Origin of the sequence: Cohnella soli (assembly GCF_042655525.1) — a bacterium.
Classification (GTDB): Bacteria; Bacillota; Bacilli; order Paenibacillales; family Paenibacillaceae; genus Cohnella; species Cohnella soli.
Map to the genome: position 1 here is coordinate 569,625 of NZ_JBHSMI010000028.1, position 26,134 is coordinate 595,758.

9 protein-coding genes are annotated in these 26,134 nt (G+C 51.1%); all 9 read left to right on the forward strand.

What is annotated here, in order from left to right; all coding sequences use genetic code 11:
- The first annotated feature begins 7 nt into the window (after positions 1-7).
- The 9 genes from ACFPOF_RS18635 (at position 8) to ACFPOF_RS18675 (ending at position 26,101) form a co-directional block, all read left to right on the forward strand.
- Positions 8-1,018 (forward strand): hypothetical protein, encoded by a 1,011-nt coding sequence (locus ACFPOF_RS18635; protein WP_378135341.1) that lies wholly within the window; start codon positions 8-10, stop codon positions 1,016-1,018.
- 162 nt (positions 1,019-1,180) lie between these two features.
- On the forward strand, positions 1,181-2,722 hold the full coding sequence (locus ACFPOF_RS18640; protein WP_378135343.1) for a DUF3800 domain-containing protein: 1,542 nt from the start codon (positions 1,181-1,183) through the stop codon (positions 2,720-2,722).
- 226 nt (positions 2,723-2,948) lie between these two features.
- The gene (locus ACFPOF_RS18645; protein WP_378135345.1) at positions 2,949-4,160 is read left to right on the forward strand and encodes a TerD family protein; all 1,212 of its coding nucleotides are present in this window, start codon (positions 2,949-2,951) and stop codon (positions 4,158-4,160) included.
- Between the two features lie 277 nt (positions 4,161-4,437).
- Positions 4,438-8,772 (forward strand): AAA family ATPase, encoded by a 4,335-nt coding sequence (locus ACFPOF_RS18650; protein WP_378135347.1) that lies wholly within the window; start codon positions 4,438-4,440, stop codon positions 8,770-8,772.
- A gap of 91 nt (positions 8,773-8,863) precedes the next feature.
- On the forward strand, positions 8,864-19,129 hold the full coding sequence (locus tag ACFPOF_RS18655; RefSeq protein WP_378135349.1) for an S-layer homology domain-containing protein: 10,266 nt from the start codon (positions 8,864-8,866) through the stop codon (positions 19,127-19,129).
- A 743-nt stretch (positions 19,130-19,872) separates the two neighbouring features.
- The gene (locus ACFPOF_RS18660; protein WP_378135351.1) at positions 19,873-20,583 is read left to right on the forward strand and encodes a response regulator transcription factor; all 711 of its coding nucleotides are present in this window, start codon (positions 19,873-19,875) and stop codon (positions 20,581-20,583) included.
- Positions 20,576-21,928 carry a sensor histidine kinase gene (locus tag ACFPOF_RS18665; RefSeq protein WP_378135353.1) on the forward strand — a complete coding sequence of 451 codons (1,353 nt, stop codon included), beginning with the start codon at positions 20,576-20,578 and terminating at the stop codon, positions 21,926-21,928. The genes ACFPOF_RS18660 and ACFPOF_RS18665 overlap by 8 nt, the downstream gene beginning before the upstream one ends.
- A gap of 78 nt (positions 21,929-22,006) precedes the next feature.
- Positions 22,007-23,116, forward strand: a complete 1,110-nt coding sequence (locus ACFPOF_RS18670) for an ABC transporter ATP-binding protein (protein WP_378135355.1) — start codon at positions 22,007-22,009, stop codon at positions 23,114-23,116.
- A 27-nt stretch (positions 23,117-23,143) separates the two neighbouring features.
- Positions 23,144-26,101 (forward strand): extracellular solute-binding protein, encoded by a 2,958-nt coding sequence (locus ACFPOF_RS18675; protein ID WP_378135357.1) that lies wholly within the window; start codon positions 23,144-23,146, stop codon positions 26,099-26,101.
- Positions 26,102-26,134: the final 33 nt, after the last annotated feature.

Below are 26,134 nucleotides of genomic sequence, written 5' to 3' on the forward strand. Positions count from 1 at the left end.
AGCGCGATTGAAGTTGGAAGACGGAATGAATTTTACGGCGTGGCGCACGGATAATAAATTGGGAGCTCCGGTCATCGCGCCGTCCGGCGTGTCGGGCCAATTCGACAGTCATGGCGTCGATAGCCCTTTCGTGTTTTACCATCAGGGCCGCTACATGATGACCTACGTCGGATTCGATGGCTTAGGTTATCAGACCGGACTGGCGGAAAGCGACGATTTGATACATTGGAGAACCCTCGGAACGATTTTGCGTCGCGGCGAAGGCAATGATTGGGACCGTGTCGGAGCGGCGGGCACGTGGCTGCTCAAGGAATCGGACGATATTTCCGAGCTTCCCGTTCTGAAGAAAGTGGAAGGGAAGTACTGGATGGTCTATCACGCATACCCCGGAGAAGGGTATGAGACCGGACCGGCCGAGATGGGCTTGGCTTGGTCGTCGGACGAGGAATTGAGAGTATGGCACAGGTTGGAGCGACCCGTATTCTCTTGGAAGGACGGGGCGGAGTGGGAAAGAGGCGGCCTGTACAAGGCCTGCCTGATCGAATATGAAGGAATATTTTACCTCTTCTACAACGCCAAAAACGCCAATCGAAGCTGGCGGGAGCAGACGGGTGTGGCCCTGTCGCAGGATATGGTGAATTGGCGGCGGCACGAGGGCAATCCTATTCTTCCGATCATTCCGGAAACCTGGCAGTCGATCTTCGTGTCCGACCCGTGCATCATCAAGGACGGAAACCGGTGGCTCATGTTCTATTTCGCCTACGACGGTTCCCATGCGCAAGAGGGCATCGCTGTGTCGGACAACTTGCTCGATTGGAAGCGTAGCGAGGAGCCCCTCCTCCGGCACGGTGCCCCGGGAGAGTTGGACGAACTCCATGCCCATAAGCCTTCAATCGTGCGCCATGAGGGTGTCCTCTACCATTTCTACTGCGCGGTACGACCCGTTCGCCCCGAAGATCGAACATTAGGGGACGAATATCGAACGATTACCGTTGCGACTTCATCTCGGATCGAGTGAGCAGCCGATAGCTCCACACCACATTAAGAATAAAGCCGTCTCTTCAAGTTGGAGAGCGGCTTTTTTTATTCCCTTATGATAGAATGGGACGGAAATATTGGGCATCATCCTAGGGCAACATGAGCTCGGACTTTGAAAGAAATGGATAGGAGCTAAAATTTGATGAATATTAAAGATACCATTTTACGTTTCTCTAAGAGTTTTGGGTTTCCTATTCGAAAACAAACTCATGTAATTTCCGAAGAACAGATGGACTTATTCATACTTCAGTCGTTTAATGAATTATCAAAAAAAGATAAAGAAAGCAGTGAAAATTATGATGAAACTCTATTTATACAAAAATTTGATAGCGAGCTAAAAGAGAAATTGAAATTAGATATAACAGCAGTATTAGGACGTAAAATAACAGATAATGAGGCAACTCTTCAAGGTAAGCAGATAGCACAAATGCTGTTAAACGAGTTTAACAGAATCAATAAGGAAATATCCGTAGAAAAATTTGATATTCTTCGCAAAGAAGTTATTGATAGCGGTAACGATATAGATGCAAAACTTAAATTCTATTATGATGAAACAAATAACCCAAGGAAATTCTGGATAAAACAAAATAAGTTTAATGCCCCCGTGAATAAAAATTTTGTTTTAGGGGGAGTGGTTTTTGATGAAAATGAATTTATTGGCGATCCAGATGATCTAATAGCCAAACTGAAGTTACCGAAAAATGTTATTGATATAAAATCACAATTAATATTAGAGTCAACTTTTGTAGACTCTTTGAAATCTAAAGAACTTAATCTCATCTTGAAATGGATTTTTGAAAATGGAATTTATATACATTTTATTAATGTTGATAATTTGCATATTATCGTTAATGACATTTTGCAAATAATAATTGATAAAAATTTAGATAGTGAAAAAGTTAGAGGATTAGAGCTTATGCATGGACACACTCTGTATAAACTTATGTCTAGTAATATAGATCAAATACGTGAATTACTAGCAAAGTATGACTACCCTAAAATTCAGAAGGAAGCTGTAATAGATTTTTGTGAAGATTGGGCTACACTTTTAAAACACTTGAAATCTAACCTTCCTTCTCCAAAAGATAAAATTGAAGAAATGAGTAGAGCAGTTATATATGATGGATTGTGGAATCTCTTTGACGAGATGAAAAAGGATAATCATTTTATTGGGTTAGGTAAAAATAAGTATATTGTTAAAGATTATTCGGACTATTATTTGATTAAGCCTGAACTATTTCTAAATTCGTTTCATACGTTTGATAACGAAACAGAAGTAGAAAAAGTCATTTATGCATCTGCAGATCTGGACTCTGAAGAAAATAGAAATTTTGTATTCAAAAAATCTCACGAAGAAAAATTCATTCAAATTAGTGATGTGGTAGTAGGAGTACTAAGCCGATTTTTTAAGTATATAGAAGAGTTAAGTATTGAAATGGAAAACGGAAAAATGGTTCCCAAATTAATTCATTCGGTTTTAGAATTTGATGATTCCCAGAAGGAAAATTTCTTGCTTCTGGTTAACGTATTGAAGAAATCTCAGGATAAGAATAAATTGTTTTTTTACAGCGAAAACACATTTGTACAAAAGAACAATTTAGATTTTATTCTTAGTGTTATTGACATCACAGACGAAGTGGTCAATTTTACGTTTGCGGATTCCCACGGCAACAAGCTCCGGTAGCTGAAAAGGAGTCAAGAACTATCGTAGCTCTTGGATACGAATATTTTAAAGCCGTCTTTCCACTAGTTGGAGAGTCGGCTTTTTCATATACGAGACAAATTCAAGTTCACACCGTTATTCCATCCAATATTATACAAATCAATTATTTTATCGACATAAACTTCTTTTAATTCCCAATTTCCGTTGATACAATAGCCATGTAGCCTTATAAAGGGGAGTGGTGTAAATGAATCAAATTCTTCAGATGGGAGCCAATACAGCTTTAAGTTCCACCAAAGGTAGCGTTACCGTCAGCTATGAAATCTCATCTTCGAAAGACATTTCACTAACAGCATTCCTTTTAACGGATTCGGACAAGGTACAAGGAGACAGTGGGATCATATTTTATAATCAACCAGAAAGCTCTTCCGGTGTAGCTACCCTTATACCATCCGAGAAAGTAAATCATACACACGTACATAAAATAAATTTTGATATGAGTAAAGCCCCCGAAGGGATTACTAAAATTGCTATAACGCTTACCGAGGATAATAGCACGGGATTCTCAAATGTAAATCAGTTAAAGGCAGAGATATGTACCGATAATTCGATTATCCAGTTCATCCCGCCTCGTTTCACAAATGAAAATGGAATCGTCGTATTAGAATTGTATCTAAGGAACGGTCAGACAAAGGCAAAATCAATCTGGCGTGGGTTTGATTCCGGGCTTGAAGGGTTATGTAAAAATTACGGCGTCGAGGTTGAGTCTGAAGTAGCTGTGTCCAAAGAACCTAATACGACTGTTGCTACTCCTGAACCTAAGAAGAGTCAGAGCGTATTGCCACCGATCAACTTTGAAAAGGTAAAGGGTAAGGTAAATCTGGATAAAGGCCACACGCCAGTGATAATGGATAAAACACCAGAAATTACTGCCACGGTATCATGGAAGACCGGGACAGATTATGATATCTATGCTTTGGTCTATACAAAGGAAGGCGAGCAGATAGATGTCGCTATGTTTGGGGCGAAAGGAACGCCGCCTCTCAGAAGTTTTGGCAACGGAGCGGTGGAACATATGGGGGATGTCGGTAGAAGTAGCGGATCAACTAAGACTGAAGTGATTAAACTAAGGTTCACCGATGACATTCTTGCAGTTGTTCCTGTCGTTTATTCTGCTCAGTCAAACGGAACAGGCTCGTTTTACAGATACAAGGTATCCATGAGCATAGATAATCATCATGGAACCTCCGTTACCATATCTGCTAATCATGCCAACCATAATGATAAGATTTATTCCTGCGTGCCCGGAATCCTTCATAATACGCCAGATGGCGTTATTATAAGCCCATTGGAGCTTTACAGTGCACCGAAATCAGAAAATAGACCTAAACTTAGAATGGGGTCTTCAAATATGGTAGAGGTTGTGATGGATAAAGGGCCTAGAAATGACTACAAGTAGTTTATAATTAATTAAGGGCGAAGGCACCCAGTCAGGGTGCTTTTTCGTTTCTCCTATTGAAGATTCAACAATTTTCTCTCCTCAAAAGGATTTCCGAGTGACAATGTTGAACGTCTTAGACAGCACGGCATCATGAAGCAACGCCGACTGGCTCGGTCTGCAGACAGATAGGGAGAGCATAATCATCGACGACAACAAGAAGAAGTTAAGAGACTATCTGACGGGCTCCCCACTTGAGCTTGCGATGTTTATAGACCTGGCAACGATGATAGCGGAGATGGTGCGTCGCGAACACAGGCAGACGACAGTGATCGGTTGTGTGACCCCTGCTAACGTTTATATATTATGGAATGAACGATCTGCGCGCTTGTCCGAGCGTATGGAACGGCATGCACCTTATCGCGCTCCAGAGCAATCGGGGCGGCTCAATCGCGTGTCGGATGCGCGCAGCGATCTCTATTCGTTAGGCGTCATTTATTACGAGTTGTTGACCGGCCAATTGCCGATTCGCCCTGAGCGCGATGAGGACTGGGATAGCGCACATATTTTGCAGGCTCCGCGGCCGTTGTCCGAGCTACGTCCGGAAGTAGGCGAGCCGTTGCAAGGCATGATCATGAAGCTGTTGGCCAAGTCCCCCGATGATCGTTATCAGAGCGCTTACGGGGTGCTCGACGATTTGCAGCGGTGTCAGAACTTGCTTGGCAGTATAGGCAAGCTGGTTCCTTTCGAGATCGGCCTGCTGGATGCAAGTCGCTTGTTTCGTCCTTCGGGTTTCATGTACGGGCGCAGCGACGCGATCAGGCAACTGGAGGCAGGGCTCGAACAAGCGGCTGGCGGAGCGCCGGCGTTTCGCTGGCTGACCGGCGGCGAAGGAAGCGGCAAGACGGCGCTTGCTCAAGCCTTTCGGCTAACTGTTGCTCAGCAGGGAGGACGGTTTGTAGAAGGGACAGTCTCTCACTCACAGCAAGCAGCGCCTTATGAGCCGTATCTTCAAGCTTTGCGTCAATTGATTCAGCAGCTTTGGAGCGAGCCGGGCGAACTGGTAAAGCTGCTGAAGGAGCGTCTTCGAGCTGAGTTTGGGCAAGAAGCGCGGATGATCGTTTCGCTGTTACCCGAAGCCGGGCCGTTGTTTGACTGTCAGGCGGATACGCCAAGCGAGGCGGACAAGGCGATGGAAAGTATGAGCTTCGAACAGTTGCTGCCACGGCTCATTCGTTTTTTTGCCGCGTGCACCTCGCCGCTTGTCTTGTTTATCGATCACCTGGAACGAGCTGATGCTGGCACAATTGCCGTCCTTCACACGCTTGCGCTAGATCCAACGGCATCCGGGCTGCTTGTTATTGGAGCCAGTCGGACGTACCGGAACGAGACCGCGCGAAATGACGCTGCAGCTGAAGAGAACTTGGAGCAAACCCGAGCGCCCGCAATTTCCTGGTTGTCTAAGAGAATACGCGCTCATCCTGCGGAGGAAATAGCGCTTCTACCGCTTGGCTACGAAGAGGTCAGGCAGGTAGTCGCGGATGCGTTGCATGACCATTCCGCCCTCACCCGCGTGCTTGCCAGAGCGGTGTATAACCGGACCGGCGGTTCGCCGCAAGCGGTGAAGCTGTTGCTGGAGACGTGGATTCGGGAGAAGCAACTTATGTTCGATGACCGGGCGCGGCGATGGACATGGGATGCGGAAGTCGTGAGACTGACGAGCGATTCGGCGGTGGATATAGAGCGGATGGAGGCGAGCTTCGGCAAACTTCCGTATGACACGAAGGCGCTGCTGGCTATGGCCGCGGTCATCGGTTCGTCTTTCCGCTTATCTCTGCTATCCGAAGCGTACGGATGTACGACGGAATTGACGCTTCATAGGTTAAGAGAGGCCGAAGTGGAGGGCATCATTGGCCATGTGGGCGAGTCGGAATCCGGTGACGGGATAGAGAATATGTATTTGTTCTTGCATGACCATCTGCATCAACTGGCGTATGCGTTCGATGCAGAACGCAACGCGCAGCGGCATTGGCGGGTTGGGAAGCTGCTGCAGGCCCAACTGCGTGAAGGCGGTGACGCTTCTCTGCCGACGGCGGTCGATCATTTGAATCTGGGCGTTCATGCGATGCCAGAGCAAGAGAAGCGGCAACTGGCGGTGCATAACTTGCAAGCCAGCTTGAAGGCGATGGAGGACGGGCAATATGTGCAAGGGAAGCGGTATGCCGAAGCCGGACTGCGCCTTGTAGAAGAAGAGCCAAAGGAGCTTGTACCGGAAACCGTATATGTTCAATTGAAGGTGAATTGGGCATGGGCGATGTATATGTGCGGCCATTCCGAGCCGGCGCAGATCAGCTTATTGGATTTGCTGGAACGCGGCGGGAAGTTGAGCCGGACGGAACATTTGCAGATTTGGACGCCGCTTATTCAGTTTCACACGTTTGCGAACGACGGTTCTGCCGTCCAATACGGACAAAAAGCTTTGCAGGATTATGGCTGGTCATTCAAAGAAAAGCCTTCTTTGCTGTCGATTGCCAAGGAAGTCATGCAGACACAGCTCTTTCTGTATCGCAAGCGCGGCAAGCTCCAAACGCTGCAGTCCACCCATCACGATGAAGAGTATGTGGCATTGTGCGGTCTGATGCTCCGGCTTGCTTTTCCCATGATGCTGCAAAATGCGGAAGCGCTCATTGAGCTATATGCCCGATTTATTCGTTACGGGATTCGCACGGGGATTAATGAGTCGCTGATTTGCATTATCGGCGCCTACGAATCTCTGTTGCAGAGAGTGCTTCCGAATTATGCGCAGGTGGAGGTTTTCGCCGAATTGGCGGATCGCCACGATATGGACTTGTCCGGATCGCACTTCAAATATCGTTATGCGTTTATAAGCGGAATTTCTAATCAACTGAAAGACCCTGTGGAGGCGTCGCTTTATCTGGAGCAGGCGCTACGTCGCGGCATGGAAGCCGGGGATATCGACTTTGTCAATATGGCCGTGATCACCTGCCTGATTACGCATAATGGAGATTTGTACGCGCTTGACGAGCTGCTGGATTATTTTGCGAAGCATGTACGACGGTATGCGAGCGACAAGACGCTCGAAATTGCGCAGATTGCTGAGAGCTATGCGGCGGCGCTTCGGGAGGAGTCGGCGCTGGAGCGCTTTATCGCCATTCCCGAATCGGCAAGCGGAGTCGTTGGAGCAGGCAATGAGAAAGAGGAAGAGGAAGAGGACAACTACAGTTATTGCTGCAAGCTGGAAGCCGCGTGCCTGGCCGGCCGGTATCGAGAAGCGCTGTACTGGGCGGGGCGTGGACGGACCAACGAGCTGGCAGCGGATTGGGGTCGCATCCGCAAGCATCGCGTATACGAGTCGCTAGCTTTAGCCGCTTTGTATCCGAAGGCGAGTGTGGAAGAACGCAAGCGCATCCGGCTAGCGCTTCGCGCGCATTTGCGTAAAATGGCGAAATGGAAAGGCATTTTCGGCGTTAATTCCATTGCTCATCGGTTGATGAAGGCGGAGTGGGAGCGCATTTCCGGCAAATCGCTGGAGGCGCTGCGCGAATATATGGCCGCGGTGAAGCAGGCGCGTTCGGAAAAAAACGGGCTGATGGAAGGGATAGCCTGCGAGCGGCTCGCGCTTTACTATGAACAAGATATGATAAGTCGGTCGGGGGCGATGATCGCAATGATGGATGCCTGTACAGCTTATTCCGTATGGGGTGTTACGTCGAAAGTTACGCAGATTCGTACGCGACATGCCGAGCTGTTGCAGGTGGTTTCCAAGCCTTATGAAATTCAGGGAAGAGTCGAGGGCGATCGTCCGCGCATTCGTTTACCGCAGCCGGATCATGCGGCGGCACGCGAGGACGAGAAGTCCGGCGACGATGAACTGCTGGAGCAAATCGTCAACGGCGTTGGCACAAGGCGGAGCAACTGGCAGGAAAGCTTCCTCGAGGCTGCGCTGCGTCAATCGGGGGCTGAGCGAGGCGTCGTATTAAGCTGCGGGGAGAACGGCTTCGCGATCGAAGCACTGTCGGATATGCCGTCGGATGGCGAGACGTCCGAATTATATGCGGAGAGCGTGGCGCGCCATGCGGCGATGACAAATGAACCGGTCGTGCTCCCTGACGCGCTCCAAAGCTACTTTGTGAAGGACGCCTATATCTCGTCATGCCGTCCGCGGTCGGTTCTATGCATGGCGATTGCCGTTCCGGGCGCGCGAGCTTCCTTTATCGTCTATTTGGAAAATCGGCATGTGCCGGGCGTCTTCGCGAACCGGGACTTGAATGTGCTTGAGCTGATCGCGACTCGAACGATTTATTTCAGCATGCTGGATAACGAGGCCGCCGCCGTATCCGAAACGACAGGAGCGGAGGATAGGGCGGGAAAGGACCTCGGTTCGCTCGATTCAGCATCGGCTTCGTCTACGTTTGTCGAGCCGCTAACAGGGCGTGAAATCGAAATTTTGTCCGCGCTCGCGGAAGGCTTGTCCAACAAGGAAATTGCGGAGCGGTTCGGTATTGCCGAGTCGACGGTCAAGACGCATACGACCCGCATCTTCGGCAAGCTGGGCGTGAAGCGGCGCGGGCAAGCCGTCGCCCTGGCCAAGCAGCGGCAAATGATCGAATAATGCTGGCGTACGACTTTCGTAGGACTACAATCTCCTATTACACGCTCTATGATGTTGAGTAGAGTCGTAGAATAGGAGATTTTTGCGTCCAATGAAAGGAAGGGAAATTGTGGAAAGTTTGATGAGGTTCAAAAAAATAATCGCTTGTTTGTTGATGTTCGTGCTCGTAGCCGGTATCGGGCTGTCGGCGTTCGCCGCGCCATCCGGGGCGAGCGGCAACGGATCAGGCAGCAATCATGCGCAGTTGATGCAATTTCTTGAAAGCGAATATGGCGCCGAACAAGCTTCGGAGATGCTGGAGACGCTCCAGAAGCTCGGATTGGTCGATACGAACGGATCATTCCTCAGTTATCCGATCCATCTGAACGGCAAGAGCTATACGTTGGATGAGATTAAGCAGGTGCTCGCCGACGATGCAACGGATTTGACGCAAATGGCTGAAATAGACGGCATGCAGATCAGCCTCGGCATGCTCAAGCAAATGATCGATATTGAGGATCGGCTTTCCGAATTCGCCGATGCTTCGAATACGACAGGAGTCAATTTGACGCCGGCGCACTTGTCGAGCCTGCAGTCGCTTGTGGCGCAATCCGGGAGCGAAGGTCTTGGCTTTGCCGCGGCCAATCTGAGTGCTCCCGGCGAGGACAGAGGTTACGATGACGATGTCATTGTAACCGTCATCGGTTATCAATATAAGCCCACAACGGCTACAGACAGCCAGCAGCAGGCAGGCACATGGGGCGATCTCACGATTACGTTCCAATTAAACAGGTCGCAGCCGCGCGCGGTTACTTTCGACTACGATTTACTGCAAGGCTCATTCCTCACGCAGCGTCCCAAGACGAACGGAACGGTAACGTTCCAGCCGGGGGAGACGCAGCAAACATTGGTACTCAAAGGCTGGAGCAATGCGTTCGGTGAAGCCTACGATGCGAGAAGGAACGTCTGGTCCCCTCAGGAATGGGGAGGCGTGAACTTTAACCCCAACATCACCTGGGTGCAGGCCCAGCAGATGTTCAGAGAACAAGTGTGGGCAGGCTTGGCTCGTGCGGGTTATATTCATTTTCACAATTACAAAAACCTGGATGAGATTAACTTCGATCATTGGAATATCGAAAATTGGTACAAATATGACTATCGGCCGTTCAATCACACGTATGAGGGTGGAGCGTATTTAGGTTATACGCTTGCGCCGGGCAAAGCGGGATTGCCGAAATATAGTTACTTGTCTACCCCGGCTACCAAGGATCTGATGCCTGATTATTTCTACTATGGTAAAACGGGCGGGTTTGGTCTGCCAAGAAGTACGATGAACAATTACGACATTCGGGAGATCAGCGCGCAGGCGGGAAGTTATACGACCGGGCAGTTGATCCCGATGCAGGTTACGTTCGATAACGCGGTTGTACGCAAAGGGTATTGGCCGTGGACATACTTGCAGGATCAATACACCAGCTTGAGCGGCCTGCAGCTCGCGAGCGGCAAAACGGCGCTGCCGGACATCGTCAGTTATTCGAACGACAACTCCTATTTATCGAAAGTCGCCATGTCGCAAATATTCGGATTCGGCGCGATTGTCGGCAAAGGCGACAAACCCGAAGATTTCAAAGTGGTCGCGGCGAAAAATTTCATTAAAGGCGAAATCTACGACCTGCCCAAGAGCAACACATCGGCGATTACGATTCCAGCTGCCGCCAATATCAACGAGATGACATGGGGCCAAGATTTTACGAATCAGCCGAACATTACGGTCAGCTACGCGCGGGCAGATGCATTCAAGGCGCAGCCGCTGACGCTTGATAAGACAACGTACAAAATCGGTGAGACAGCGACATTTACGGTCAATATGTATGACGGCGACGAATCGGACTGGATCATCGACGGATCGCTCACGCCTGAGGATATCGGCAAGCGGCTGAAGGTGTCGATCGGCAACAAAACATCCGGGCTGATCGAGCTCGATTGGAAGCGCGGCGTCGACGGCCTGCCGGTCGATCCGCCGGTACTGGAAGGCAAGCTGCTCATGACAAAGGCGCTGATGGATACGTTGACGGACGGAAGCGCGTCCGTAGCCGGCACGCAGCTTCGGGCGAAAATTTACTACAACCAGAGCCCTCTGAACGACGGAACGAATCCGGATGACTTCAGGTTGCTTACGAGCTCTTTTGTTCCTTTTGCGGTTCCGGCTGTCAAATACATTCTGCCCGGCAATTTGCGCATTGTGTATCCGACAAAGTGGCCGTCCGGCACAAGCAACGCACTTACGTTGACTGATCCCGATGCGACGAAGCTCGGCTTTACGTATCCAACGGATGCGACGTATACGACGCCCGATCAGTTCGAATGGCGCAGCAGCGACGAGACGATCGCTTCGATCAAGGCGGACGGCACGATCATTCCGAAGCGTCCCGGGGCGGTCACGTTCACGATCGTCGCCAGAAACAACGGGGAACTGGCAACGGAGACGGCGGTAGTTTCGCAGACGATCACGATCGGCGCGGGCGGTGCGGCGGCGATTGTCGTACCGGGCTTCGCTTACCGGGTGTATGCTTACCAGCACGAGGCAGCCGATATCGTCTGGACGACGAACGTGATGAGCAAGTACGCGGAGCTGGCTGCGCCTGGCGAGGAGCCGCAAGCTGCGAACTTCAAGCTTGAGCTGTACGACGGCGAGCTGAACGAGTCGCAGCTTGCCGGGCAGACGCCGCTTCAAACCTGGACGGCGCCCGTAACGGCTGAACTGGTCAATGCAACCGGTTTCAGCATACCGGGCGCGTACACGACGAATCTTTCAACCGAGTACAAACCGAGTTACACGGTCAGAATCAGCGCCGACAATCCGGAATACCCGGATGTCCCTAATCCGGTCTTGTCCGCGCTTGCGTACATTGTGGTGAAAGCGGCGCCCGCAGTTGTAACGCTCGACAAGAAGATGGGGCAATTTGTAACCGATGATATCGGCTCGTTAACGCTGAACTGGAAGCTGGAAAACTTCGATCCGCAGAACAAAGGCGATTTCGAGTTTCAGGTAACGAAGAACGGCGTGCCCATTCCGGACAGCCGCATGACGTTCGACAGCGCTTCGGGAACTTTCAGCAATAGCGGCGCGACAGAGAACGGAGGCACTTATCGGCTCGCTATTGATCCGGTGACCGGCACGAAGCAAATCAAAGACGTATATGCGATCACGCTCGCGGCCAAGAACAAGCTGGATTCGACCTGGTCGTACGATTCCTTGTATTTGCAAGTGTACAAGCACGACGCGCTGAAGATCGAGGTGGACGGTCAAGCGGCGACGGCGCTGAAGATGAGCAATATTGATCGGATCAAAAATATGACAAGCGATCAAATCGTCGACCTGCACCGGGACATTCGCCTGAAAAACGATCTGCAAATCAACAACAGGGATTTTCAGGATTTAGGCGCAATTACCGACCAGATCGCCTGGAAGTCGGGTAACAACGATGTGGCGGGGCTGTATTTCAACAGCAACGGAATTGTCGATAATATCGAAAATTTCCAATATGCGTCTTACCAGCCCAAACAGAAGCTGCTGCTGTCAGGTTTGGCCAATGGACAAACGAAAATTACGGCAACGCATGCGAGCACGGGCATGAAGACCGAACTTGACCTGACCGTCGAGACGTTGAAGGACAAACTTTATTTGTTCCAGTTCTATCCGAAGGCGGCCACGACGATTACGTATACGAACGGCGCCGGCGTCGAGGAGTCGGTGACGAGTAATGCGAACGGCGAACTGGCGCTGTACGAGGAAAGCGGCATCGTAAGCGATGTCTATGTGACATCGTCCTTCAATAACACGACGTATACGGGCATTATCGATCGATACATGCTGCGGACGAAAGAAGGCAATGCGGCGAATCTGGAGCTGTACCCGATCAACATTTTGCAACTGCGCCAGTTGGCGAAAGTCGAAGTGTTCTTCAAGAAACCGGATGGCAAGCCGTATACGGGCAAAGTGACGTATCGCGGCGGGGTCTACAAGAACGGCCATTATGCGGAAGAGACGGAGATCGGCGGCGCGGGCGTAACGACAACGCTTGGTGCCGACGGCAAGCTTCAGCTCATTTTCGATACGACGAAATTTTACTCCCGGGAAGCGGGAGAGACGAATGCGGCGAACTTGTCGGCGAAGGATCAGATCGAGTTTATTTTGGAGATGACGTTCGAGGGAGATCAGTATACGCCGCAATTGTTCACCTTCGACGGCAATACGAATCCGGTCGATATGATTGCGTTCGGCGAAAAAATTTCGCAGCTGACAGCCAATCCGACGGCGGACAAAGCGCCGCTGATCGTCAGTCAATACGTGACAAGCGGCGGGGCTTCGCAAAGAACGTATGTGACGAATTATAAAGGGAAGTTCGGTCCGAATAACGATAACCCGAGCATTACGCTGACGACCGAATTGCTCTGGTGGGGCGAAACGGTAGACGATACGGCGTATGCGGAGTTGCTGAACGCGGCGGGACTGACGCCGCAAGGCCAATCGTACGAGACGATCAAGTACCCGTTCTCGGATATGTACATTACCCGGCACAGGCAAGTGTTCAACAAAGATACGATCTGGCTCAAGAAGGCGGAGAGCGGTTCGGTTCATTTCAAGCTGTACAGCAAACCGGGCAGCTTCCGCAAGAGCTTCACATCGGCGTCAACGCTCGTCAACATGATCGGCGTAGTCGAGATTAGCGCGGCCGAGCTGCAGAGACAGCTAGCCAAGCTGAAGAAAGATATGGAAGCGACGAACGGCAGCTCCGGCAAGCCGAGCAATAACGACAAGGTGATGCTGGAAACGCTGGAGCTGATGAGCGGCCTCAAGCTGGATGCCGGTCCTCTCTCGATGAGAGTGTATCCGACGGACGACCCGCTTGTGTATAAGACGGTCATCTCCGCATCGCTCGGCAATATGCCGGAGACACAGGGCAGCAGCGGTGTCGATTTCTTCAAGTCGGACAACAATTATGCGCCTGGCGCCGGGGACATGTATGCGATGGCGATGGGCAAATATTTGGCTGATCAGCAACGCTCGCTTGCGAAGCTGAACAAGGAGTCGTATTCCGACAAAAGCGTGCTATTCCATGCCGCCGGGTACTATACGGGTGAAATCAAATATAACCCGAAGACGGCCAAATGGGAGGCTGTCGTGCATGGCGGCGGCTTCACGGCGGGCGGCGGGTTCTCCTACACGCAGACGTGGAATATGATGGCGAGTTTCGTGCCAGTCACGTTCTCGCTTACGATCGGCGGCGGGCTTGAAGTGGACTTCAAAGCATCGGTGCTATTCGACGAGAAGCCGTCTAATGCGTGGAAGGATCCGACTGCGACAAGCGTGAACGATTATTTGACATCGCTGCGCATTATCGCCTATGTGGAAGCGTTCGGCGGCATCGGCTTCGACTATTCGGTTATTGCCATGAAAATCGGCGTGTTCGGACGAGTGACCGTCGAGAACAAGAGCACATGGCTGAACCGGGATTACCTGCAGGATGCGGGCCAGCGCGTGCTGTACGGCAACAAGCTGGCATTGGAAGGCGTCGTCGGGATCAGGGTCGTGCTGAAGTTTCTGTTCATTTCGATCCAGCACGATTTTGCCTCGCTCCGGTACAGTCATTCGTGGGTGTTCAGAAATTGGGATAAAATTTACAAGTATTGGAGCGACAATCACCCTGATCCTCTGACGGCGGCGAATATGCAATTCGCGATTGCCGCTTACATGGAATCTATCGGGGAAGACCCTATGCAGGTGATCGAGTCGCAAACGGTGGAGGACAGAAGTTATCTGGACCGTTACACGCGTTCATGGAATGAATCGGCGGGGGCCGATGAGGAGAACGACGGTTCCGCGTCCTCCGAGGGTGCGCGGTCTGCTATGGCCTTGTCGGCCGGGGCTGGGATCGGGGCGTTAACCTCCGCCGCACCTGCTGCACCGGATGTGATACAGAGCAACGCTTACCCGTATTCGAATCCGCAAGTGGCGCAGGACGGAACCTTGCTCGTCTATTTATCGGACGGCGGCAGTGCGGCGGTTGAGAATACGATCGCGTCCTGGGCGACCCGCAATGGCAGCGGCTATTTGCAGAAAGGTCGAATCGCAACGAATGTGGCGCACCAGGGCTATGGAGATTCGAGCTTGCAAATCGCCGGTGAAAGCAACCTTGTCGCCGCTGTCTGGGTCACCCAGAAAGACAGAATCAACAAGGCGGCAGGCGAAGCGCTGACGAATGAAGAAATGTTGCAGATGAGCAACAGCGCCGAAATTATGGTCGGGATCTATAATGGGGTAGGCTCATGGAAAACGTATCAGTTGACGTCTAACCAGCACGCGGATGTGGCCCCCGTCGTCGCGATAAAAAACAACAAAGTGTTCGTCGCTTACCGCAGCGTTAATTCGTCGAACCCTGACAATCCGCTTGATTTCTCGGGATCGGACAGCATCGTCTACACCGTGTTTGATCCTATCACGAATAAGTGGAGCGATACGGAAACGCTGTACAACGGAACGAATGGCACAGTAACGGGCATGTCGGCAGAAATGTTGTCGGACGGGACGGCGGCAGTCGTGTACACGGTCAATAAGGGCGATGTCGACGGAACTGCTGCTGGCCAGGATGCGGTGGCGGCATCACGCAACGAAATCATCTATGCAGTCGTCGACACAGCGGATGCCGGGGCGGTCGGTGCGACAACGTGGAAAGCGAAGGGCGTTGTGAAAAATCTGCAACTGACCAATGACAGCAGCGCCAACGAGAACCCGCACATCACAAGCGCCAAGCTTCCCGACGGCGTCGAACGGTTCATTATCGCCTGGCATGCGACAAGCGAAGCGGAAGGCACAGTGACGCAGGACGTTAAGCTGGCCGCGATCAACGGCAACGGCGAGGTATATACGGACTTTGTCGACAGCTTAAATGCGCTGAATAACCACCAGGCGGTGAAGGTCGGCCCGAACTTTACTTTTTCCAAACGACGCAGTGTGTGGGATAACATCGATCAGTTGTCGATTGTGTGGAAAGAAGCGGATGCCGATATTAGCCCAACGCAAGTAGTGACTCGAGATACGTTGAAGTCCGTGAAGTTTGGGACCAAAGACGGCGAGCTGTATTTGTCCGGCGTCAATACGATAGCCGTCATGCCCGATTATACGGAGATCGATACGATTAACGTCTATGTGACCGATCCAATTCGCATGCGGGCGGTCATGCTCGGCACTACGTATACGACGGATACGCAAGTTGTCGGTACGATTACGCCGAACAATGGCGACGGAGACGACATCCCGGTTCATGTCTCCCAAACCGTCAGTGGCATGTATACGATACTCGGCACGTATCAGAACGCGTTCGAGGCGGACAAAACGCTGTTTAACCCGGGAGAAGTCGTAGCGGGCTACGACTTGCCGGTGCAGTTCCAGGTGGTCAACAAAGGCGTAGGCGATATCGACAAGATTGCGATTACGATTGACGGACAGCGGACCGAATTTAGCGATATTGCGCTTGCGCCCAACAGCAGCGGGACGTTTACGGCCTCTTACGCGGTGCCTGCTGCCATTCGGGATGTGCCTTATCAGGTTGAGGTTACTTTTGCTCAAGTTCCGACGGTCATGGCTGCACAGACATTATCGACGTCGGGCGAGCTCAAGCTGGATATTCCGGATGTCGGCATTTCGCAGGTTCAGGTGCTGAAGGAGGAGAACGGCAAACGAACGCTGTCCGTACCGGTCTATAACAAAAATGACACAACACTCGCGAACAAAGGCAGAGTCGTTAAGCTCGGCTTGTACAGGAGCAATCTGTATGAAGCGAGTGAATTGCTGGGCAACGTCGTCGAGATTTCCGATCAAGCGGAACTGGATATGATCGACCAGGGCGCTTATGTCCATCAGTTAGAAGTCGATCTGAGCGACATGTTGAGCGAGCTTGGACAGACGGAAATTCCGGAAAAAGGCATTACGCTCTATTTGCGCACGTGGGTAGAGGACGCGAGCGGCAAGACGATCTCGGAGTTCGATCCGACGAACAACGAGACGAAAGTGACGCTCGATAATTTGTCGGTCAAATATAACAACAAGAACGTGTTGCTGACTTTGGATCAGTCCAATTCGGCCGCCGTCACAAGCGTTAATCTGATGATGCAAAATATGAATATGGCGCTGGTAGCGTCAGGTAATGTGCTGCTTAATCTGCTGGATGCAGACGGAAATATTATGGAGACGAAATATTTGGCGACCGACCGTGCACAGCTGCTGTCTTTCTCCGCGGAGGAGAAGAAAACGGCCTATGTGCAGTTCAGTCAAGCCGGGGATGCCGTGCAAGCCGTATTTTTCTATGATAGTTCGGATGCGATGGATTCGACGCTAAGCGCCGTGACGCTTGCGGGAATTCCGCTCGATTTCGCTCCAGCCCAGACTACGTACCAGTTGCAAGCCAACGATCTGCGAAAAACGCAGCTGATGGCTGTGGCGGCGGGAAGCGGTTCGACGGTTACGTTGCTGGACGGCGCAGGCAATCCGATCGCTTCGGATCAAGGTTTCGTATCCGGAAATCTGGCGCTGACGCTTTCCGAAGCGGGGGCAGTGAACGAGTTCACCGTGCGGGTCGAGCCGGAAAGCACAGCGGGGACTGCAACGGACTATCGTTTCGAGATTACGAATACGCAGACGGAAAGGCCGACGCTTGAACTGCTGGTGAAAGGGACGAAGGGAACGGATGGCAAGTATACCGGCAATGTCGAATTGGCGCTTTCTCCGTACAATGTAGAAGGCTTCGCCATTGATCGGGCGCAGTTCCAAGTGAATAGTGGCAGTTGGTCAACGGTAGCTTATGACGGCAGCTCGGAAAAAGCTTTGACGACGCTGTCGGCTGAAACGAGCTACAAGGTTACGGCGAAGGTTATATTGTCCTCCGGCTTGGCTTACGAGCTGGACAACGTGAGCTTCGAGATCGGCTCGGCGCCGGTTGCGGTGGCTGTTGATCCGACGAAGTCAACGGTCACCGTCTCCAAAAATCAAGTCGAGGTCGACGGAAACGACAAAGCTACAATTACGGTAGTTTTGAAGGATAGCGCAGGCAACGCATTAAGCGGTCGACAAGTAGCGCTGGCTGCGAGTGCGGGAAGCAGCGCCGCGATTACAGATCTGGCGGCCACTACGAATTCATCGGGAGAAGCTCGATTTGCGGTCGCGAATACGGTCGAAGAAACAGTCGCGTTCACGGCTACGGATGTCGCCAGCGGAACGGCACTGACTGCGGTGCAGGTCGCGTTCGTCAAAACGCCGGTTACGCCGTCGACGCCGGTGGACGTGTCGAAATCAAGCGTAACAGCTTCCAAAGCCCAAGTTGAAGCTGACGGAAATGACAAAGCTACAATCACGGTAGTCTTGAAGGATAGCGCAAGCAACGCATTGAGCGGCCGGCAGGTAGCATTGGGTGCGAACGTGGGAAGCAGCGCCGCGATTACAGACGTGTCGGGAACGACCGATGCGTCGGGAGAAGCCCGGTTTACTGTCGCGAATTCGGTCGAGGAAACCGTCGCATTCACGGCTAAGGATGTCGCTAGCGGAACGGTGCTGACTGCGGTGCAGGTCGCATTCGTCAAAACGCCGCCAACGCCAGGCACGGGAACAGGCCCAGGTTCCGGTTCGGGCACGGATCCTGATCCGAAGCCGGAACCCGGCGATAACGCCGGCGAAGCATGGAAGTTTTTCCGAAACGGGCTGATTGCCTGGAAAGAAACGTTGAGCTCCATTGCGGCCAATCTCCAGTCCGCAGACGGCGACCGGATACAATTTGCAGATACGCAGAAGCACTGGGCGCTAGAGGCCATCCATCAATTGGTGCGGCTCCATGTTGCCAAAGGGTACGCGGACGGCCGCTTTATGCCGGATCGATCGATCACAAGAGCGGAATTCGCCGCCATGCTGGACAGGTTGTTCGTGTTTGCATCGACGGATGCCAAGTCAATCGCATTTGCGGATGTAAAAGGGCATTGGGCAGAGAAGTCGATCGCAACATTGGCACGGCTTGGCATCGTCAAGGGTTATCAGGACAAAACATTTAAGCCGGATGCGACCATTACGCGGGAAGAAATGGTTGTGATCCTGATGAGACTGGTGAATATGGCCGCACTTCCGCAATCGGGCCGCGCGGATTTCAAGGATTTGTCGCTTGCGGGCAGTTATGCGACAGATTCGATTTCAGCAGCGGCGAAAGCCGGGCTGATTCAAGGGTACAACAACACCTTCGGCCCCAAAGCTGAAGCAACCCGCGCAGAGACGGCAACTTTGTTATTGAAGCTGCTACTATTGGAGCCGGCGCTTCGCGAACTGCTGGAGCAGTAATCTATCAATTAGCCGAAAAACTGGCGTCTGTACTCGGGCGCCAGTTTTTTGGCTTTCTATGCTATGATAAAAAACTCAAGGGTAAGCGTCCTCCGACGGACTTAATTTGATCACGGTGACGACCGCCATTTACCAGGAGGAGTTATTTTAAAAACGTTTCTTGTCATCTTACAAATTGTGTATTTGCTCTGCATGATTCCTTGGCTATTTGTTTGGGGGATTTCTTTCATGAGCTTCGATCAGGGCTTTCACTGGACGAATATTCGCCTTCGTTACGGGAATCGGGATTTATCCAATTGCAGCCATGGGCTGTTCAGTATTTGCCTGGATTCTCCGCAATCGCCGCAAGCGTACGTTAACCAGCATAATACCTGGTTAACCTCTTTTGATTGCTATAGCCTAAAAAGCGGAAGAAGCGGTCGGCAGTAATTTACTCATGACTTATTTTATCTAGAAATTCTGCGATAAACTGTAAAGCATCCTCGCCATTTGATCGCCTATATAGGATTCCTGTCGAATTTGGATTTCCTCCAAAAAATTCACACCAAATTCATATGCTCGGTCTTATAATATTTGTGTCTACACGGTTGCGAAATTGCGACGTGCCGGGCGTTTCGGAATAGCTTTCCATCCCGAAGCCCCCCGCACGTTCTTTATTTGCCATTCGGCGATGTTCCGAATATCCGAATTATGCTATTATGCTACCATAAAAATGTGATTTGACTGTAAAGGATGGCCTTCGAGTGGAAAAGAAAAAGCATGTGCTGATTATTGATGACGAACCGAAAATTGTCGAAGTCATTAAAGCCTACTTGGAGCGGGACGGTTGGCGAACGACGATTGCGTACGACGGGGACACTGGTTTGAAGTGTTTTCAACAAGATCAGCCTAATCTTATTATTCTTGATCTGATGCTTGCCGGCATGTCAGGCGAAGAGCTATGCAAACGGATGAGGGAACGTTCCACAGTCCCTATCATTATGATAACTTCGAAATCAAGAGAGAATGACAGGATTAATGGGTTGTATCTTGGCGCTGACGACTATATCATAAAGCCTTTCAGTCCGAATGAATTGGTTGCCAGAGCGCATGCCGTATTCCGCAGAGCCGCATTGTACGTCGACCAAGGCCATGGAGGAAAATTAACGTTCAATCAAGGTCAATTGGTGTTCGATCATCAGAAAATGAAGGTTATCGTAAAGGGAAGAGATGCTAACTTGACGAAAACCGAATTCAAAATATTGTCGGCCATGTCGGTTGCGCCGGAAAAGGTGTTCACGCGCGCGGATTTGCTCTACCATGTCCAGGGCTACCGGTTTGTCGGCGATCCCCGATTGATCGATGCGCATATTAAAAATATCAGGCAAAAAGTGGAGGAAAATCCCCGGGAAGCGAAAGTGCTTGTCACTGTCATTGGAGCGGGCTATAAATTCGGGGGAACCCGCGATGGATAAACAAAAGAAGAATATACATACGCTCCTTGTGTGGTGGGGGGCGGTTTTTCTGGTATTTGTCATGCTCTGGGTTAGCGGCTTGGCTTTTTTTTATTTTAGGTGGGATTCGCGATATCCCGGCTTTGTGCAGCAGCATCTCGAGGAATCGTTCCGTAAGATAGCCGATCGCATACGCGGTGAGGTTATCCCCGGACGGCAAGGGCTGACTGAGGAGGCGAAACGGATCGTCCTGGAAGTCGCGCAAGCGGAAAACGTCTATATTCGGCTTACCGATCCCGAAAGTCATATTTGGCTGGATACCGTACCTGACGTCCCCCTGATGACTCCGGGGGTGTCTCTCGATATATGGGGAAATTCGCAGCTTATCGGGCGATTGGGAGTGTTCTGGACGGGGAAGGAAGAAGGGTATCCGACGTATCATGCGAAACGCGATTTGCAAAAACAGTTGTTTGCGACAGGCGGATACGGAATGCTTGCTGCATTCCTTTTGAGCGGATTGCTGGCATATGCGATGTCGCGTCCGGTAAGGAGGTTGGCAGAGCGCACGGACATTCTTACCCAAGGCAGCATGCTGTTGTATATGCCGGAGCAGGGAACGCAGGAACTGAAGAAAATAGCGCATGCGGTCAATCATCTCTCGAGCTTGCTCGCGGAGCAGGAACGCTGGCGCCAGATTTTGATGGAGGATCTAGGCCATGAGCTAAGAACGCCGCTATCGATTGTGGGGAGTCAATTGGAGGCGCTAGTAGATGGAGTGTTTGACCTGGAGCCGGAGCGTCTGCGGACGATGCTGGATGATATTTCACGTCTCACTAGACTCGTGCAGGACATGGAGAAAATATTGCAGGCGGATGGAGCGATATTTGAGCTATTGCAAGAACGGATGGATCTGGTGCCTTTGTTGAAGCAGGTGCTTTATTTGCTGCAGCCTATTTTTGAAGATAAGGACATTCAGGTTACGCTAACGACGCCGAAAAAACCTTGTCCTGTCCTGATCGACGTAGATAAAATGATACAGGTCTTCGTTAACCTCCTTTCGAATGCAGCCAAATTCAGCGAACCGAAAGGAAAAGTAAATGTATGTATAGAGTTGGGCGTCGTCGGCGAAACGATATCCATCCACATTCAAGATAACGGGATAGGTATTCCGCAAAATGAGATAGATAAGATTTTCGAACGCTTTTATCGGGTGGATAGATCCCGTTCGCGAGACACGGGCGGGAGCGGACTCGGCTTGACGATTGCCAAACGTTTGGTCGAAGCGCATAAAGGTACGATTTCCGTCAGGAGTCAAGAGGGGAGCGGGAGCACGTTTTCCGTTACATTACCGCTTGCAAGGACGTAAATTCACACTAAATTCAAAGGCAGCTGATTATAATCGACTTATGCCGATGTGCCGACTATTCCTAGAAGGAGCGATAATGTGGCTAGAGTGATGTTGAATCATGTTTCCAAACGATACGGCCGATCAAGTCCTCCGGTAGTGAAGGATTTTCATTTGGAAATAGAAGATGAGGAGTTTATGGTTCTTGTAGGGCCTTCCGGTTGCGGTAAATCGACAACATTGCGAATGGTTGCCGGTTTGGAGCAAGTGAGCGCCGGTGAAATCTATATCGATAACAAAATGGTCAACGATATTCCTCCCAAAAAAAGAGATATCGCGATGGTTTTTCAAAACTATGCTTTATATCCGAACATGGACGTGTTTGAAAATATGGCGTTCGGGCTTCGTCTCCGGAAGATGGAGAAGACGTTCCTGGAGTCGATGGTCAAGTCGACTTCCCGTACGCTTGAAATCGAGCATTTGCTGTCCCGCAAGCCGATGCAGCTTTCCGGCGGGCAGCGGCAGCGCGTTGCGCTAGGCCGGGCGATTGTGCGCAAGCCGCAGGTATTCCTGATGGACGAGCCGCTGTCGAATCTCGATGCCAAGCTGCGGGTGCAGATGAGAGCGGAGATCGTGGACCTGCACCGAAGGTTGGGAACGACGATGATTTACGTGACGCATGACCAGACGGAAGCCATGACGATGGGGACAAGAATTTGCGTCATGAAGGATGGCTATATTCAACAAGTCGATACGCCGGAAAACGTCTACATGCGGCCGATCAATATGTTTGTAGCCGGCTTTATCGGCTCGCCGCCGATCAATTTCATTTACGGCAAAATTCTCGAACAAGATGGAGATCTTAAGTTCGATACGAAGCGATTTATTTTGAGCATTCCCGAACAGTTCTGCCAAGCACTGAGACAGCGCAATTTGATCGATCGCCAAGTCGTTCTCGGCATACGGCCGGAATACGTGGCATTGTCCGATAGCATGGATCGTCGAGACGAACCGATTAAGGCGACGGTGTCCTTCTCCGAATTATTCGGAGCGGATCGTCATTTGCATCTCGATCTCGGAATTGACGAGAAGGTGATTATGCGCGTTCCGGCAAATGTAAAAATACCTGAAGGCACTGGAATTGAAATCGTTTTGAATACGGAATATATGTTATTTTTCAATCGCGACACCGGGGAGGCCATCCGTTAGTTTCTTTTTTTGAAAGGGGTTACATAAATGTCTTTTTTGATACAAAAGCGGATGGTTGTCATAGGTTTTGTGCTTGTGCTGATCATTCTGGCCGCGACTTTTTACTGGCCGGGACAGAAGGTTCATCCGGTAAGGGGCGAGCCGCTGTTTAACGATGCCGATAACCCTTGGAATTTGCAAGGAAACGATTATTCGCAGGTTCTGAGCGGGTGGATGAAGCAGGGTGCCCAAGATGCGCAGGGACAAGATGTTCTTATGCCAGCCGCGGAATACAGCAATGCCGCCGAGGGGATTTCAACCATTAAAGAAGCGAAGGAAGGGAAAACGGATGTTGTTCTACTGAAGCGCGAGAACGACTGGGTGGAATATGCGTTTACGATTCCCGAAGCGGGGCTCTATCAACTCCGGGCGCAAACGATGCCGCTGCCCGGTTCGCTGGAGCCGGTCCGCTTCCGCTTAAAGGTCGACGGGCAATTTCCGTTCGACGAAGCGAAATATTTGGCGATTAGCCGCAATTGGAAGGACGGCATTTCCCCTGTCAAGCAGGATGAAAGGGGCAATGATATACGACCGCCGCAGCTCGAAGATCAGCAATGGACGGAGCAACTGGTTGCCGATGCTAATGCCGAATATTACGAACCCTTTCGGTGGTATTTAAGTGCGGGCCAGCATGTGCTCAGGCTCGAAGCGAGCCAAGGGGCATTCTATTTATCGCACTTGGCCTTTGCCGCACCGGAAAAAGTAGCTTCGTATAAAGAAATAAAAGCCTCCTATGCGGCTGAATCGAAAGGCAGCATAGATGCAAACTGGTATGACACGATCGAAGCGGAGCAGATGACGCTTAAATCGGATTCGTCGGTTCAGATGCAGGCATCTTACGACGATCTGGCGAATCCGCCATCCAATGGGAAAATCGTCTTGAACGTAATGGGCGGCGATCATTGGAAGCAGGGCGGCAAGTGGGCCGAGTGGTCGTTCGAGGTTCCGGAGGATGGTCGATACGAGCTGCAAATGAAGGTTAAACAGTCCTATTCAAAAGAGATGTCCAGCTTCAGGCAGATTAAAATCGACGGAAAGGTGCCGTTCCGCGAGCTGCTTGCTTACCCGTTTGCGTATAGCCGCGAATGGCAGCTTGAAGCTTTGTCGGACGGCAAGGGGAAGCCGTTCGAGTTTTACCTTGCGAAAGGAAAGCATACGCTTTCCATGATTGTAACCCAAGCGCCGCTGAGACCGGTAACGGAAGCGATGAAAGAGGCCATTGCCGAGCTGCAGGACATTAACGGCACCGTAAGACTTGTCACAGGCATTCGCGACGCCGGCGTCGTGGACAAAAACCGGGATTGGAATTTGGAAGCTTCGATTCCCGGAATTACAAATCGTTTTGAACGGCTGGCCTCCCTATTGGAAGAGCAGGTTTCCTACTTGCAAACGCTTTATGGCAATGATGCGAATGGAGCTTCCGGCATACGCAACTCGATCGACCAATTGCGGCAATTGACGGAGAAGCCCGAGATTCTCGCCAGCCGGCCGGAAATGCTGCCGAGTATACAAGAAACGCTTGGCATGTATATGAATCAAGCGGCTTCGCAGCCGCTCGCATTGGACCAAATCTTTGTGTCGAAGCCGGGGGTCGATCTGGCGCATTTGCTGCCCGGAAGATGGAAGATCATGCAAAATACGATTACCACATTCGCGCGGACGTTTTCGCCGAATTACAACTACAAGGGCCAGCGCAATCCGGAAGCGATCACGGTTTGGGTTAATCGCGGACGAGATTATGTGACGCTCATGCAGCAATTGGCCGACGAGCTCTTTACGCCTGAAACAGGCATTAGCGTCAATGTCAATCTGATGCCGAGCCAGCAGCAATTATTTCTCAGCCAATCGTCGGGGCGTCAGCCTGATGTGGCATTAGGGCTGGATGCGGCGACTTCAGTTGATTTGGCCATGAGAAATGCGCTAGTCGATCTCCGGCAGTTTGCGGATTACGGCAATATCGCCAAGCGGTTTCATCCCGGCTCGCTCCTGCCATTTCATTACAATCACGGGGATTACGCCTTGCCGGAGACGCAATCGTTTAACGTGATGTTTTACCGGACCGATATATTGCGGCAGCTGGGGATTAAACCTCCGGAAACGTGGGATGAGCTGTACGACAGCCTGCAGACCATTCAGCAGCAAGGCTACGATTTCTTCATGCCGAGTGGGAATGGCCTGCCGTTTTTCTACCAGAACGGCGTCTCCTTCTATACGGCGGACGGCTTGAAATCAGGTTTGGATACGCCGGAAAGCTTTCAAAGCTTTCGACAGTGGACGGACTTGTATACGGTATACGGCATCCCGAAGGAAGCTAATTTCTACATGCATTTCCGAAATGGTTCTATTCCGATTGGCATATCCGATTTTAACACGTATTTACAGTTGACGATGGCGGCCCCGGAAATATCCGACAGCTGGGAAATGGCGCCGATCCCCGGCATGAAGAAAGAGAGCGGGGAGGTCGAGCGATGGGCGGGCGGAAGCATTCAAGCGGGCATTATCATGAAATCGTCCAAGCGTTCGGAGGACGCATGGCAGTTTCTCAAATGGTGGACCTCGACTGAGGTTCAGGCCCGATTCGGCAACGATATCGAATTGTACAACGGACTCGAATTTCGCTGGAATACGGCCAATCAGGAAGCGTTCAAACGGCTGCCGTGGCCAGCCAAGCAATTATCCGCCATATTGGAGCAATGGAAATGGTTCAAAGAGATACCTAACGTACCGGGCGGTTACTTTACGGCCCGCGAGCTCTCCTTTGCATGGAATCGCACAGTGCTAGGCGGCGTAAATTACCGGGAATCGCTCGAGCAATCGATTCGAGAGATCAATCGGGAACTGCTGCATAAACAGCAGGAGTTCGGACTTGTCGATAAAGACGGGACGACGCACGGTGGATTGGATATTCCGGTTGTCGACCGGGCTTGGGAAGGAGTAGAACCGTGAATACCGAACTCGCTGAGAAGAAATTATCGGCAT

Excerpts from the sequence above, each read along its gene's own strand:
- ACFPOF_RS18640 (WP_378135343.1), top strand. The coding sequence starts at position 1,181 with ATGAATATTAAAGATACCATTTTACGTTTCTCTAAGAGTTTTGGGTTT.
- ACFPOF_RS18645 (WP_378135345.1), top strand. The coding sequence starts at position 2,949 with ATGAATCAAATTCTTCAGATGGGAGCCAATACAGCTTTAAGTTCCACC.
- ACFPOF_RS18650 (WP_378135347.1), top strand. The coding sequence starts at position 4,438 with ATGGTGCGTCGCGAACACAGGCAGACGACAGTGATCGGTTGTGTGACC.
- ACFPOF_RS18655 (WP_378135349.1), top strand. The coding sequence starts at position 8,864 with ATGAAAGGAAGGGAAATTGTGGAAAGTTTGATGAGGTTCAAAAAAATA.
- ACFPOF_RS18665 (WP_378135353.1), top strand. The coding sequence starts at position 20,576 with ATGGATAAACAAAAGAAGAATATACATACGCTCCTTGTGTGGTGGGGG.
- ACFPOF_RS18675 (WP_378135357.1), top strand. The coding sequence starts at position 23,144 with ATGTCTTTTTTGATACAAAAGCGGATGGTTGTCATAGGTTTTGTGCTT.